Origin of the sequence: Chryseobacterium pennae, assembly GCF_003385515.1 — a bacterium.
GTDB classification, from domain to species: Bacteria; Bacteroidota; Bacteroidia; order Flavobacteriales; family Weeksellaceae; genus Chryseobacterium; species Chryseobacterium pennae.
Genome location: NZ_QNVT01000033.1, coordinates 36,235 through 51,384 on the forward strand (window position 1 = coordinate 36,235; position 15,150 = coordinate 51,384).

13 protein-coding genes are annotated in these 15,150 nt (G+C 36.4%); 2 read left to right on the plus strand and 11 right to left on the minus strand.

The window, feature by feature from the left end; translation table 11 throughout:
* The first annotated feature begins 8 nt into the window (after positions 1-8).
* Positions 9-1,439 carry a transcriptional regulator gene (locus DRF65_RS24545; protein ID WP_115973360.1) on the plus strand — a complete coding sequence of 477 codons (1,431 nt, stop codon included), beginning with the start codon at positions 9-11 and terminating at the stop codon, positions 1,437-1,439.
* A 40-nt stretch (positions 1,440-1,479) separates the two neighbouring features.
* Here DRF65_RS24545 and ampC read toward each other — a convergent pair whose 3' ends face one another.
* From ampC to DRF65_RS24600, 11 genes are all read right to left on the minus strand, one after another.
* Positions 1,480-2,649 (minus strand): class C beta-lactamase, encoded by a 1,170-nt coding sequence (gene ampC, locus DRF65_RS24550; protein WP_115973361.1) that lies wholly within the window; start codon positions 2,647-2,649, stop codon positions 1,480-1,482.
* A 332-nt stretch (positions 2,650-2,981) separates the two neighbouring features.
* Positions 2,982-3,128: a hypothetical protein gene (locus tag DRF65_RS24555; RefSeq protein ID WP_228438935.1), complete on the minus strand. Its 147-nt coding sequence runs from the start codon at positions 3,126-3,128 to the stop codon at positions 2,982-2,984.
* Between the two features lie 62 nt (positions 3,129-3,190).
* Positions 3,191-3,682, minus strand: a complete 492-nt coding sequence (locus tag DRF65_RS24560; protein WP_228438937.1) for a MepB family protein — start codon at positions 3,680-3,682, stop codon at positions 3,191-3,193.
* A 155-nt stretch (positions 3,683-3,837) separates the two neighbouring features.
* Positions 3,838-5,022: a hypothetical protein gene (locus DRF65_RS24565; RefSeq protein ID WP_115973363.1), complete on the minus strand. Its 1,185-nt coding sequence runs from the start codon at positions 5,020-5,022 to the stop codon at positions 3,838-3,840.
* 201 nt (positions 5,023-5,223) lie between these two features.
* Entirely contained in the window at positions 5,224-6,057 is an 834-nt protein-coding gene (locus tag DRF65_RS24570) for a type 1 glutamine amidotransferase (protein WP_115973364.1), read from the minus strand.
* A gap of 33 nt (positions 6,058-6,090) precedes the next feature.
* On the minus strand, positions 6,091-7,212 hold the full coding sequence (locus DRF65_RS24575) for a carboxylate-amine ligase (protein WP_115973365.1): 1,122 nt from the start codon (positions 7,210-7,212) through the stop codon (positions 6,091-6,093).
* Between the two features lie 30 nt (positions 7,213-7,242).
* Entirely contained in the window at positions 7,243-8,196 is a 954-nt protein-coding gene (locus DRF65_RS24580) for an ATP-grasp domain-containing protein (RefSeq protein WP_115973366.1), read from the minus strand.
* Between the two features lie 165 nt (positions 8,197-8,361).
* Positions 8,362-9,075, minus strand: coding sequence for an alpha/beta hydrolase-fold protein (locus tag DRF65_RS24585; protein ID WP_115973367.1), 714 nt, complete (start codon positions 9,073-9,075; stop codon positions 8,362-8,364).
* 29 nt (positions 9,076-9,104) lie between these two features.
* Positions 9,105-10,319 carry an ATP-grasp domain-containing protein gene (locus DRF65_RS24590; RefSeq protein WP_115973368.1) on the minus strand — a complete coding sequence of 405 codons (1,215 nt, stop codon included), beginning with the start codon at positions 10,317-10,319 and terminating at the stop codon, positions 9,105-9,107.
* 140 nt (positions 10,320-10,459) lie between these two features.
* Positions 10,460-11,875, minus strand: coding sequence for a leucyl aminopeptidase family protein (locus DRF65_RS24595; RefSeq protein WP_115973369.1), 1,416 nt, complete (start codon positions 11,873-11,875; stop codon positions 10,460-10,462).
* A gap of 4 nt (positions 11,876-11,879) precedes the next feature.
* Positions 11,880-13,004, minus strand: a complete 1,125-nt coding sequence (locus DRF65_RS24600) for an alpha/beta hydrolase (RefSeq protein WP_228438939.1) — start codon at positions 13,002-13,004, stop codon at positions 11,880-11,882.
* A gap of 197 nt (positions 13,005-13,201) precedes the next feature.
* Here DRF65_RS24600 and glgB point away from each other — a divergent pair, with 197 nt between their 5' ends.
* Positions 13,202-15,148, plus strand: a complete 1,947-nt coding sequence (gene glgB, locus DRF65_RS24605; RefSeq protein WP_185148488.1) for a 1,4-alpha-glucan branching protein GlgB — start codon at positions 13,202-13,204, stop codon at positions 15,146-15,148.
* Positions 15,149-15,150 lie beyond the last annotated feature (2 nt).

Genomic DNA, 15,150 nt, shown 5'->3' on the forward strand with positions numbered 1-15,150 from the left:
CAGTTTTTATGAAAAAGGTATTCTTTATTTTCTTTCTTTACTTTTCTATACAGTCTTATTCTCAAAACTATACCCCGGCAAAGTTAGATAGTATTACGAGTATTTATAAAAATAAAGGAGAGTATGAAAAGGTATTTCAATATAATATAGCTGCACTTCGATATTATAAAGAACATGATAATCCCGAAGGCAGTGCTTTAGCTAATATTAATATTGCCAATGCATTTTCTACATTCGATGAACACCAGAAAAGCCTTCATTATCTGGATGAAGCAAGAAAGCAGCTTAAACATATTAGCAACAATGGGCTGAATGCCAGATTATGCAATGAAATTGCCAGAAATTATGCTTTTCTTGGTCTTTATAACCAATCCAATATTCAGTTGAACCAATCTATAAAATATCTTAAACATGCTCCTGATACAAAAGAGAACAAGAATTCTTTATTTTTTGTTTATCTCTGGAAGTGGTCCAATTTTGAGGATTTAAAGCTTCCTGATTCTATTAATCTGATGCGTAAAAAAGGATTGAAAACCTTTCCTGATGAACCTAAAATTTATGTAAGAATTGCAGAACAGTTTTTATCACAAAAACAACAGTTGGACTCTGTTGAATATTATCTGAATAAAGCATCGCTGTTAGCCGTGAAAAATAAAAGCTCTCTTCATACATATGGAGCTATTGCAACAAGGCGTGGAAATTTATACACCCTGAAAAAAGAGTATACAAAAGCACTTACCTATTATCAGGAATCTTTACCCATCTATCTGAAAATAAACCGGGGTGCAGATATCATAAATACATATAAAAAGATTTATGAAACTTATCTGGCCTTACATGATATTCCAAAAGCGAATGAATATCTGACAAAATATACTCAACTCAATGATAGTGTTCAATCCGGGGAAAGAAAAGCAGTTGCTTCTGTTATTAATAATCTGGCTATTGAGCAGGAAAAAGAAAGGAATGACCTCTATGCCATTATTTCTGCAATTGCGGGCATTGCTGCGGTATCTCTTCTTGCTGTGTTTATGATTAGAAAACGGAATAACAACAAAAATAGAGGAAGAGATCAGCTGCTTGAAAAACAGAAAAAAATAATTGATGAAAAAATAATAGAAACAGATAAGCTGAAAAAGAAAGTAGATACTTCCATTAATGATTTATCTAAGATGGCAACATCAAATAACCCCTTTTTTATTAGCAAGTTTAAAGAAGTTTATCCGGAATTTCATGAAAGACTTATTTTACAATATCCTGAACTTACCAATCATGATATAAAATTTATTGCTTATTTGAGGCTTAATCTTACCAATAAAGAAATCGGGCAATGTGGAAATGTGACAGTAAGAGCTGTTGAAACCAAAAAATACAGACTTAAAAAGAAGCTCGAATTACCCGCTGATGTAGATTTAGGAGCTTGGGTTTTAGAGTTGTAATAAAAAATACCTCAACTCTTGCTGAGGTATTTTCAATTCATTATAAACTCATATTCTTTTCTACATAAGATAAAATTTTATACGCAATGTCAATCCTTTCAGAATTAGGATAATTTTTATTGGCAAGAATTACAATTCCAATTTTTTTTGAAGGAACATACATTACATAGGATGCGAAACCATTGGTAGCTCCTGTTTTATTTATCAGCACATCAGTTTGTGGTTTTTGATGGGGTATTATTTCCCTGACAGGATTGGGTTTATAGATCAGGTCATAGGAATTTCCTTTTTGAAGCTGTTCCAATGTTACCGGATAATTATATTGTTCCCAGATAAGGTCCTGAGTCATTTCTGAAGTGTTAAAATAACCGGTATGGGTCTTCATTAACGCCGCAGATAACTTACTGTCTATTTTTCCAATTCCCATATTGGCATCTACAAATTTGATCATATCCTGTGTACATGATTTTACCCCATATGCCTCATCAGCCAAAACTCCTGGATTTAAGCGTATCGGTTTGTCATTATTATCATAACCCCATGCGTAATCATTCATGTTTTTGGCAGGGATTTTATAAAATGTATTATTTAAACTCATTTTAGCAAATACATTTTCAGTCATGGCTGCTGTGAAGGGCTGTTGCATTGTTCTCCCGGCGATAACCCCCAATAAACCTATACTTGGATTGGTGTACATCCTTTGAGTACCTGCTGGATAATCGGGTTTCCAATTTTTATAGTACTCGATAAGCTGTTCGTTATTGGTGACTTCATCAGGCAGCTGCAAAGTGAATCCACCTGCAGTATGTGTTCCCAGATTGTACAGTTTTATATGATCAAAAGCTGTGTTTTTGAGTTCAGGCATATACTTACTCACGGGATCAGAAAAATTGAGCGTTCCGTTAACCTGTGATAAACTAGCTAGGGTAGCCGTGAATGTTTTACTTACGGACCCCAGTTCAAATAAGGTTTTATTGGTAATTTCTATATGGTTTTCTTTTGAAGCTAATCCGTAATTGAAAAATGTATGTTTACCCTTTACACTTACAGCAATACTTATACCTGGAATTTTATTTTTTTCCATGACAGGTTTTACCAAAGTATTTAAATAGTTAGTAAAGCCTGACGTATTTTCTTTTTTTGAATGAGTGCAGTTTGATAAAAAGGATAGACATAATACCGCAACAGATATACTTTTTAAACTTTGCATATTTTAAGATTTTATAATTGAACTTTTTACTAATACTTATTTCGAAAAATTGTTTAGCAAAAGTAAAAGAAATTTGCAGATAAAGCTTTACTACAATTCTACTACAATAATTTAAGTTGTTTAAAATCAGTGCTATGTGGATTATAAAGAAGAGCTCTTGAAACGCGTATAAATAATATTACAGAACCATTTGAAGTGATTTTATCAGAGTTTTATCCTAAAAAGGACAGGTTTTTTTGTGAAAAATAATCGGCTGAACCAAAAGTTCAGCCGATTATTTTTATTGCGTTTAAAATGTATTGATCTGTTAGATAATCGTACTCAATGAGTTTTTATCCTTCCGCAAAAAAAGCATTAGGGCTTCCAATCCAGATAGCATCTTTCTTATTGAAATCTACATTTACCATGGCTGCCTTTGTCATTCTTCCCAGATTTTCCAGAAGGATAGGGCTTTCATCATTTTCTTTCCAGATATACAATAAACGGATCTCTGTTTTTGAAAACTGACCATTAATATCTTCAATAGCATCAGCTATTTAATTTACATCTTAAGTAATATTTTTGCTTGGTGAAGTACTGCATCCTGATCTTCGGAAAATGTTAGAAAGTACTTCGTTTGCCAGTCCTGCGTTTTTTGAGCCTGTTTACTTTCTGTCTTATCCCAGACCGGGTAAACTCGGATTCCCCGTTTTCCTATCTTTTTTCCATGAGATAGAATTCCTTTTTCCGCTAAAATATGCGTAGGGAAAATAAATATCCCTGAAAGATTATTTTTAAAAGCTGCAACGAGATAAAAGTCAATGTCATCTGTACTATTGAAAGGAGCCGTTTCTCCATTTTCATTTCTTTTCCAGATCGTTACGAACTGACCTGTTTTCGTAGGGGTTATTTTGGAAATACGGAACTTTATTTTCCAGTCATTCAAAGTGAAGTTAAAACCCGAATATTCTTTGCATTCTAATTCTTCTTCTACATTTGAGCAGCTGAATCCAAGAGGGTGAAACAGTTGTTCTTCTATGGTCTTTAAATTCAAGATTTTATATGTTTAAAGTTCAAGGTTTAAAGTTGGTTTCCATAATTATATTTAAGATAATCTGTTATTTGATGTGTGTAGCTATATTTCACTCCTTTGGAGGGGGACCTAAGATTTGACGGGATGGTTCCGTAATGTGCAATATCAACCTTTATTTATTCCTTTCCAAAAAAAGCATTAGAGCTTCCAATCCAAATGGCATCCTTCTTATTGAAATCTACATTTACCATGGCTGCCTTTGTCATTCTTCCCAGGTTTTCCAGAAGGATAGGGCGTTCATCATTTTCTTTCCAGATATATAACAAACGGATTTCTGCTTTTGAAAACTCTCCATTGATATCTTCAAAAATAGGTTCATAGGTTACTTTTCTTTGCAGAATATAATTTTCTTTGTCTTCAATAGCATCTGTAATCTCCTTTGTTGGGTTTAGATTAACACCGCTTCCCGCAAATGAGAACAAGGGTTTCAGTACAAATTCTTCCAGATTTTCATTTTCCGGAAACTCATGAAGGAAATAACTTTTCGGAACAAATTGATGTTTTAATAAAGGTAAAAGAAATTTAGATATTTTAAAGAACCAGTTCGGATGAGTGATCCATTTTACATCAGCTTCTTCACGGAAATCAAATTCGGTTTTAAGATCCGGAATTCTGTCCAGTTCATCAAATATCACACGATTGTAGATTCTTTTGATTTCAACAACCTTACCATCATTCTCATAATATAGTTTTTTGCCCTCTTTTTTTACTTTTGTCAGACAAACGGTTTTTATTCCTAATAGCTGTTCTGTCAAGACAAAATCAATAGCTGTTTTCTGTTTTTCAGGAAAAATTTCAAGAAGAATAACATTTTCAGGATTTTCATCACCCACAATCAGATCTTTTAAATGTTGTTTAAAAGTCTCATGGGGCATAGTATTGCGAATCTCTGAAAGAAAAGGATAAACTTCGCAGAAAGTATCTTCAAACTTTTTTTGGAAGGCATATAATGACGGAAAAGCCTGAAGCTCGATCAGTTGTGGTTCGATTTCTCCATTTTCACTTTTGCAGATTCCAAAATCAATGGTGAAAAAGTGAGGCTGATCTGTATCATTGGGAACCCGGCAGTTGTCTGGGACTGCTTTCTGAAGAGTCTCTGCAGGAAGCGCCTTGATCTGGTTGATGATACTTTCACTGGCATCAAGCAATTTACCTTCAAATTCTTTGGTAAGGAAAATCGGACTTTCGGAAACCCTGAAACCTTGCTCCACACCTCCTGTTTGCGCTAAAACTTCCTTCAGCTTTTTATATTTTTCATCTGAAAACTCCTGGTTAAACTGTTTTCTGTATTTTGGGATCATATTTTTTTTCTTTTGTGATGGTAAAAAATCGAGCAGCAATGCCCGATGCTTTATAAGATGGAAGCTAGAAGCTGGAGGATGGAAGTTTTTGAAGCCGGAATTTTAAAATAAGTTCAATTTTACTTATACCTAATTAAAATAAAGAGTTTACTAGAAGTTTAATCACTACTAGTAACTTCCAGCCTCCTTCTTCCCGCCTTTTTAAGCCAAAGACTCAACTTCTTTCAAAATGTTTTTTTTTGCGAACTGAAGAAATCTAGGAAGGATCTGGTTTCTGGTAAGGATGATTTTATCTTCATCATCTATCCTGTCCACCGTTTCAAGATATTTTTCCATGCCGAAGTTTTCAATCATGGCTTCTCTGTTCTTATCATCTTTAAGGTTTTCGATTAAAGCCTCAGGGCTTGCTTCCGGATGAAACTGGGTTCCAAATATTTCATCAGAAAAACGAACAGCCATTACTGCTCTTTCCAGGTTGATGTGCGGACGGAATTTTTCAATTGCCATTACAGTCATTCCCAATTCTTCAAACCGATCATGATCCGGCTCAATGAACTGATACGCTCTGGAATCTACTGCATAAAAAGGATCCTGAAGATTCTTGAATAAAAATTCTTCTCTGCCTTCCTTTGTTTTGTGTACCGGCATTACCCCAAAAGAATAGGATTTTCTTTTACAGATATTTCCTAATTTCCAGTGAATACTTGCCAATTGGAAGGAATGGCAGATCAGGAAAAGATACTTCTTATCTTCACTGTATTTGTTGTGTTCAAAAACTGAATCTAAAAAATGAGCAAACCTGTTTTCCCACTCGAAACCTTCACGGTGTGGAGTACCTGGCCCCCCTGAAGAAATAAAAATATCAAAGTCTCCAATCTCCGGCATTTCATCTTTAAACCTCACATCAAATGTCTGGATAATTACATTTTCTTCAGAGTTCTGCTGAAATGTTTCAGAAATTTCTTTAATGTTTCTAAAGCCTTGATTGACATGGTTGTTGTTCATGTCCAGCAGAGCAATTCGAATATCTTTCATTACATCATATTTTTTGTAAAGTTACCAAAAATATTATGAAGCAGTTTCGCCATGCGTTATGCCATACTCTGTTTCTGAGATCATATAATCCACAACCTTAGTAAGATCGCCGGTGTCCTTAAAGATCTGAAGCTGCCTGTCTGCACCGGTTCCGTTTTCAAGGATTTTCCAGGCATATTCAACCTCCTGACGGCATCCTAAATCGTCTACCACATCATCAATAAATTCCAAAAGTTCTTTTAATAAAATAGGATAAGGAACAGATTCTTCTTTCCCAAAATCAATCAGATGGGCCTCGATGCCGCTTTTGGAAGCACGCCATTTATTTTCATTCAATAAGAGTCTTCTGTAACTTCTGAAGCTAAGGTTTTGCTGGTGAAGCTTATAAATTTTAGCCACTAAACTCTGCATAATGGCTGCAAGACATACGGTTTCATCAATTCTTAGGGGCATATCGCAAATCCTGAACTCAATGGTAGGGTAGAATGGGTGGACTCTTAAGTCCCACCAGATTTTCTTAGCATTATCGATGGTTCCTGTTTTTACCAGAAGATCAACATAGCTGTCAAACTCAGCCAATGAGTTGAAGTAACTCGGAATACCGGTTCTCGGGAATTTTACGAAAATTTCCTGTCTGTAAGATTTAAAGCCTGTATATCTTCCGATCCAGAATGGTGAATTGGTAGAAAGAGCATACACGTGTGGCAGAAAATAGCGCATTACATTCTGAATTCTTACGCCTTCCTCACGATTGGGAATTCCAATGTGTACGTGAAGTCCAAAAATAAGGTTTTCACGGGCTACATCACCCATATCATCAACAATTTTGATGTATCTCTCTCCTTGAGTAATTGTATTGTCAGACCAATGAGAAAAAGGATGGGTTCCGCCACCGGAAACACGCAGTCCCTGTTCGTGGGCGGTGTTGATCAGGTGTCTTCTTAAATTCGTTAATTCTGCTCTGGCTTCCTGAATATTCTGACAGATTCCGGTTTCCATCTCGATCATGGATTCGTGCATTTCGTGCTTTAGATTTTCACTCAATACCGCTTTTCCGCCTTCAATGATTTTGGATACATGAGAAATCAGATCTCTGCTTTCAACATCAATGATCTGATATTCTTCTTCGATTCCAATAGTAAACTGATGATGCATTGTCTTGTGTTTTTTTATTCTTTTTCAATATTATTTTATGGAATCTTTCACAAAGGTTCCCCAAGTGATATTTGGTTTCCCGGGAGTATATTCCTTCGCTTTTTCAATAGCCAGCTTAGCAGCATGCTCTATGATCCATGCAAAATTTTCTTCTCCTACAGAATTTTTGTCCGCATCCGGAGCAGGATTGCAGAAGTCGATAGCATAAGGAATACCATCTCTTACAGCAAATTCCACTGTATTGAAATCATATCCTAATGCTTCATTCATTTTGATCGTATAATCATGAATGGTTTTCAATAATTTTTCAAGTTTTTTACCTTGTGTCTGGTGAGTAGTGGCATACCTTAGGTGAGGCGCATTTCTAGGCTCATATGGCATGATGTGAACATATTTTCTACCCAGGCAATATACTCTGTAATAGTCATCGAAGATAATTTCCTCCTGAACCATCATCACCAGCTGTTCCGTTTCCCCAAGTTTGTTCCAGAGATCATCAGGGTTTTCCACTCTGTAAACACTCTTCCAGCCACCACCATCGTGAGGTTTCATATAGGCAGGGAATCCAACATAATTAAAAATATATTCCCAGTCATGTGGAAATTTCAGGTTTCTGAATGAAGTTTCCGAAGTATTGGTTGGTCTCTCATGAGATGGAAGCAATACAGTTTTCGGTAATGGAATTCCTAATTTGCTCATGAGGGCATTATTGAAAAATTTTTCATCAGCACTCCACCAAAACGGATTATTGATTACATAAGTTCCGTTAAGTGCTGCATTTTTCAGATAGGCTCTGTAAAAGGGAACATCCTGCGAAATTCTGTCGATGATTACTGCATAACCATAATCTGCTCCTTGTTCTAATTTGTCAATAGTAACAGGTTCAGCCACGATATCTCCACCTCCCAATTCATTTACTTTATCTATAAATGCCCAGGGAAATGTGTCTTCCATACCGAATAGAATTCCTACTTTTTTTGTCATAATTTTTGTTTTTAAATGGGTATATTTTATTTTTCAACAGAATCAGTGATTCTTCAGATTTCTTAAAACTTAAGCGTTAAAACATTGATTCTCTTTTTAATTTAAAAATCGTTATTTTAAACACTTAAGCTATTTTATCAACTATTTTTTTTATTTGGAGGCTTTTTAAGGGAAATAAGTTCCTATAAATGTGGGGAATACCATTCTCCATAATGGCCAGTCGTGGCCGATCCATTTTCTTTCATCATACCAGAAATCAATGCCTTTTACTCTTAGAATTTCTGCCATTTCAATATTTTTATCCTTACAGATATCCTGGTCAGAAGTACTCAGCACAATATGCATATGCTTATACTTCCAGGCTTCATCATTTCTTATAAATTCCCTTGGACAGTTAAAATACACCAGGTCATCGGAATATCCATCCATAAAATTTCTTATACTGAAAGCCCCTGAGAGACAGAACAGATGAGAAACTACATCCGGAAACCTAAAAGCAAAATTAGCAGCATGATAGCCTCCGAAACTAGCTCCCGCAACGGCTACACGATGGGTCTTATGGATTTTCTGAATGTATGGAACAAATTCCTTGATCAGGAACTGAACATACCTTTCATAGTTTCTGATTCTTTGTTGTGGTGATATTTTTTCATCATAAAAACTCCAGCTGTCAATGGTTTGAATATTATAGAGTTTTACTTTTCCCTGCTCTATGAACCAATTGATACTTCCGTTAAGGTGAAAATCATGGTTTTGGGTATATTGTCCTTGGGAAGTGGGGAACATGATGATAGGATAGCCGGAATGTCCCGTCACTTCTACTTTAAGACTTGTTCCCAATAGGTTGGAATAATAATCAGTATGTTCTATATGAGGCATTTATATTCTACTTTTATGTTTGTGTATAATTAACTGCTCAGTTTGCCGGCTTTAGGAGGAAGAACATTCAGCATTTCTGCATTGATCTTTTCCGCAGCACTGTCCAGTCTGTCTTCTATCACTGAAGCATCACTGGATTTGTAAACAATTCCGGCATGGTAGTCTATAGGAAGAAATTTTACAACTTCCTCACATTCAAACTTAGTATAGTCCGGTTCTTTATCTTTAATAAGAGCAATAATAAGACCTGCGTAATATCCGGTAGGTGGGGAGACGCTGTAGTTGTTGTTTCTTAAAAGAGCATCTTCGATCTTAGCCCATTCTCTCCATATATTAATGTTGCTTGAAGCTTCCACCAAATCAGGAATATGGGCACCGCCTACTCTTGAGGAGGTTTCCAGAAAATACCATTTTCCATTTTCCTTGCCGCGGATGAATTCCGTATGGGTAGCCCCATTGAGGAGTCCGAAGTTGGAAAGTACTCTGGAATTGATCTCTTCCAATGCTTTGAACTCATCGGAATATCTTCCTAAAGTTTTAGATCTGAAAACACCTCCTTCATGAGAAACCTGCATGGGAGGAGCCAGATATTTTGATGCAGAAGTAAATATAATTTCCTTATTGAATGTAAGGCTGTCTACATGATAAACATCCCCTGGTTTAAAGCTTTCCAGCAGGAAAAGATGGCGCTCTTCCCCAAGCACTTCAAGGGCTTCATGAAGCTGCTCTTTGGTCATGATTTTTTTAATTCCTGATGCTGACGCTTCTGAACGGGGTTTCAATACCCATGGTGCAGGAACTCTGTCTACGAATTCATTCACGGTATCATCATTGAAAACAGCTGTGAATTCAGGAACACTGATCCCGGAATCTTTTGCCTTTTGGCGCATGGCCAGCTTATCTCTGAAATAACGGTGGGTAGTTTGTCCCATACCCGGAATACGAAACGTTTCCCGGATCAGGGCAGCCTTTTCCACATCGTAGTCATCAAGAGCGACTACAGCATCTACTTTTCTGGTTTTCATCAGGTGTGAAAAACCTTGGATCAGATGCTCCAGATCCCATACGGAAGGTTTGATTTCAGGCATATAAAATACCTCATCAATGGCATGCCAGGGCCAGTTTTTTTCTTTAAGATTTTCTGATGTTACTAAGATGATTTTATTACCAAGCCTCTTCATTTCATCCATGAAGTCATAGCCCTTGTAATAGCACGAAATACATACTATAATTTTCTCCTCCATATAATGTTTTTTAAGTTTTAGTGAATTTTCAAAAATAAATGCAATTCTTTATTGTTTGATTAATATCAAAAATTGGAATATGATGCGCTTTTATGAATCACTAATCAAGTATACAGAGAATTTTTGTAATAAACTAATTTTTAGTGATAATTTTCGATTAAATCCGAGAGCAATTGAACCCCATAACCGGTAGCTGCTTTTTCTTTAGCATATCCTACATTTCCAAAAGCTACACCAGCAATATCCAAATGTGCCCATTTGGGGTGATTTTCAGTGAAGTGCTCCAGAAATTTGGCTGCAATAATACAGTCTCCAATAGGCTTTAATGACATGTTTTTTAAGTCGGCTACATCAGATTGTATATCATCTTTCCAGACATCCCATAACGGAAGATTCCATAGTCTTTGGTTGGTGTGATCTCCGGTTTTAATCAAAAGCGTTTTGAGCTCTTCATTATTGGAAAACATTGCTCCGCAAGTGTCACCAAACATTCTTACTGCACTGCCCGTTAAAGTAGCCAGGTCAATAAGGAAATCTGTTTTGTAGTTTTTGACTAAATAAGAAAGTCCATCGGCAAGAATGAGTCTGCCTTCTGCATCGGTATCCATAACTTCAATAGTTTTACCATTGTAGGCTGTGATAACATCACTTGGAAGTAGAGCTTTTTCAGAAATAGCATTGTCAGTAATCGGGAGTACGGCTATGATATTAACGGGTAAATTCATTTCAGCAGCATAGATTAAAGTTCCTAAAACAGCTGTTGCCCCACCCATGTCAGATTTCATATAATGCATATTGGTAAAGGGTTTCAGAGAAATTCCTCCAGTATCAAACAATACACATTTTCCAACCAATCCAAATGTTTTGGCGTTCTTCACTGTAGTTTTATATTCTAAAATAGTGAAAGCTGCATCATGGGCACTTCCTTGGTTAACGGCAAGATAAGCTCCAAGCCCAAGCTCTTCGCATTTCTTTCTGTTGAAAACCGTATATTTTAATTCATATTTTTTGGCCAGATTTTTAAGGTACAGGCTGAAAATATCAGGCTTTTTAAGATTGGCCGGTTTATTCATCCACTCCTGGCAGGCGATTTGCCCGTTGCTTAATGCTTCAGCCTTCTGTTCAATATGGTCTAGCTTTTTCTGGCTTAAATTTTCAAAATGAAGCTCAAATTTTGTATTCCAGAAAGGATGGTTTTTTTCAAAAGGATAGTTATAGGTTCCTATAAGCAGTCCTTTTACGAATTCCTCAAACTGTTTTTCATTAAGGAAATCGGCCAATAGCAGAGTAGGAACTGTATGTAATTTTTCCTTTTGGGTTTGTGAAAACTTTAAGGCAACCTGCTGAAGCTCGAAATTTTGCAGGGTTGATTTTCCAAGGCCGATAAAATAAGTAATCCCTTCTTCATGGGCATTCACAAAAACTTCGTGTTTTTTTCCGGTGAAGAATGTAGCTGTATTTTTATTGAAATTCTTACTTGTTCTCGTCCATTCTTCTTCAGTGAATAAGTGGAAAACCTGAGTGTAATTTTTATTTTTTTTGTTGATTAGTTTCATAAATTTAGTTCTTAATGCTTTGTTGTTGTGGTTTTACTTCTACAGGGTTTTCAGTGTTGTCATAATACAGCCATTCGATAGCCCGCGGAAATTCCTGTGACCAGTAAAATTCACTGTGGGTTCCTTCTGGATTGATGTTGGTCCTGAATTCGAAGTCGAAAAAACTCTTTTTTTCCCATCTTTTCAGATATTCTTCGAAAATATGAATTCTTTTAACCATTTTAGATCCTTCCTGCCCGCCACCATATAAGTATATTTTGGTCTTAAATGGAACCCGGAAGTTCATCATTGGAAAATTATTGTTAGGCTCTACCCATAGAGAAGGGGAGAAAATTAATAATTTAGAATAAACTTCGGGATAAAGAAATCCACTGTAGATGCTGATCAGAGCCCCTAATGAACTTCCTCCGATTCCTGTATTATCCCTATCTTTTTTGGTGCGATAATTTGCATCTACATAAGGTTTTAAAGTGTCTGTGATAAAACGGATGTATTTCTTCCCTTCGGAGCCATTGGCGACGTTATCATTATCAAAGATGTACTCTTTGATCCGGTCTTCACTTCCATGTTCTATGGCAATGACGATAATGTCTCCCCGTCCGTATTCTGCAAGAATAGAGAGCTTTTTATCGATTTCCCAGTTCCCGAAACCGCTTCCTTCATTGAAAAGGTTTTGAGCATCCTGAAGATATAAAACGGGATAGCTCTTATCTGAAGTATGATAATCATAAGGAAGCACTGCCCATATTTTACGGTAACGATCCAGCTGCGGGATATAGAATTTCTCGGAAATCACTTCAGCAGTAGGAAAGAATTCTTCCTTGAAAGGGCCCCAGTTTAGCCTCCATTTTTCAACTGTATCAGACGTTTTCTGTAGTGTTTTTTTTGTTTTCCGGTTAGGAGTGATATTTCCGTATTTATCCAGCTCTACATTTTCCCAGCCTCCTTTGGTGAATTTGTATTCAATTTCATCAGCAAGTTTTTCATCTTCAATTTCTATGAAATAATGAAACGAATCTGATAGTTTGAGCTGGTAATTATAGTCTTTTGGATTCCAATTGTTGAAATTTCCGGTGATAAATACTGGTCTGTCATCTTTTTCAACAGTATAAAGTTCAAACCTCATCATAAGTGTTTAATAAATATTAGTTGGCTAAATTTATAAAAAAGATTGTTTTGGAATCATAAAAAAGTGAATTAAAAAATGATATATTTGATAGGAAACGAAAGAGGAAAAGGAACTTGATAATTATTTGATGAATAATTCATCGCTGTTGCCAGTATTTTTCGTAGTTTCAAGCAAAATATAAATACAAACTGATTTTGATGAACTCTGTTAAAACCTATACGCTTTTCACCGATCATGATGTGTACCTTTTCAAAGAAGGCGGGCATTATAAGCTGTATGGTAAGTTTGGGGCGCATTCTGTAGAGAAGGAGGGGGTAAAAGGAGTTTATTTTTCAGTTTGGGCACCCAATGCTAAAAAGGTTTCCGTGATAGGAAATTTTAATAACTGGAACCATAAAGATCATATTCTGTTCCCAAGATGGGACGGATCAGGAATTTGGGAAGGTTTTATTGAAGACTTAACCTGGGGAACCTTATATAAGTACGCTGTTGAAACGGCAAGAGGAGAGTTCCTGGAGAAAAGTGATCCTTATGCATTAAGCTGGGAACAGAATATTCAGGCTGCTTCATTGGTTTCTACAACCTGGTATGAGTGGAATGACAAGGAATGGATGGAAAGCCGCGGGGCGAAAAATAGTCTGGATGCTCCTATATCTGTTTATGAGCTGCATTTAGGCTCATGGCTAAGGGATGAAAAAGATCCTGACCGATTTTTAAATTATCGCGATATCGCTAAAAAACTCATTCCTTATATAAAAGAAATGGAGTTTACTCATGTAGAGTTCATGCCTGTGATGGAGTATCCGTATGATCCAAGCTGGGGATATCAGATCACTGGATTTTACGCAGCAACTTCGCGTTTCGGATCACCGCAGGACCTGATGTTTCTCATCGATGAGCTGCATCAAAATAATATTGGAGTTATTCTGGATTGGGTACCTTCACATTTTCCGGGAGATGCTAACGGACTTTACCGTTTTGATGGTTCTCACCTATATGAACATGAGGATCCGAGAAAAGGATTTCACCCCGATTGGAAGTCACATATTTTCAATTATGGAAGAAATGAAGTGAAATCTTTCCTGATTTCCAATGCAATGTTCTGGCTGGACCGTTATCATGCTGATGGACTTCGTGTAGATGCGGTAACCTCAATGCTTCATCTGGATTATTCAAGGAATGAAGGTGAATGGGAACCTAATATATATGGCGAAAATGTGAATCTTGAAGCCAAAGCCTTTCTGCAGGAGTTTAATACGGCTGTCTATAAACAATTCGGGAACAGTATTATGACTATTGCTGAAGAAAGTTCCGATTTTCCGATGCTTACCAAGCCCGTTCATGATGGTGGTGTAGGATTTGGAATGAAGTGGATGATGGGCTGGATGCATGATACACTGGATTACTTTAAAGAAGATTTTGCCAATAGAAAGTTTCAGCATCATAAGCTCACGTTTGCCTCTATGTATATGTATAATGAAAATTATATGATGCCTTTATCACATGATGAAGTGGTACATGGAAAAGCAAGTCTGATCTATAAAATGAAAGGGGATGAATGGCAAAAATTTGCCAATCTTCGTACCCTGTATGTATATATGTATACCCATCCGGGCGCCAAGCTGCTTTTTATGGGGGATGAATTCGGGCAGACCAGTGAATGGAATTTTACCCAAAGCCTGGATTGGCACCTGTTGAAATACCCTGTTCATAAAGGATTACAGGATTTGGTAAAAGAACTGAATCATTTATATAGAACGGAACCCGCTTTGTATGAAAATCAGTTTGATAAAAACGGTTTTGAATGGATAGAAGCAGATGATCTGGAAAACTCAGTTTATGTTTATCTCAGAAAAGGTAAAAAACGTGACGATATTCTGATGACAGTGCTGAATCTGGCGCCGAAGGTAATAGACTATAAAATAAAGGTTTCAACCGGAACCCATTGGGAAGTCATTTTTAATTCTGATCATAAAGAATATAGCGGAAGCGGGGTAGAAGCAGACCTATTGGAGGAGAAAGATGATCATGGAACAGAACATGAAAAGTTCATAACAATCAAATTACCACCTCTGGCGGGGGTTATTTTGAGACAGAAAAAAGATAAAAAGTATAAATTACACAGAATCAAACACAGAAGATAAAA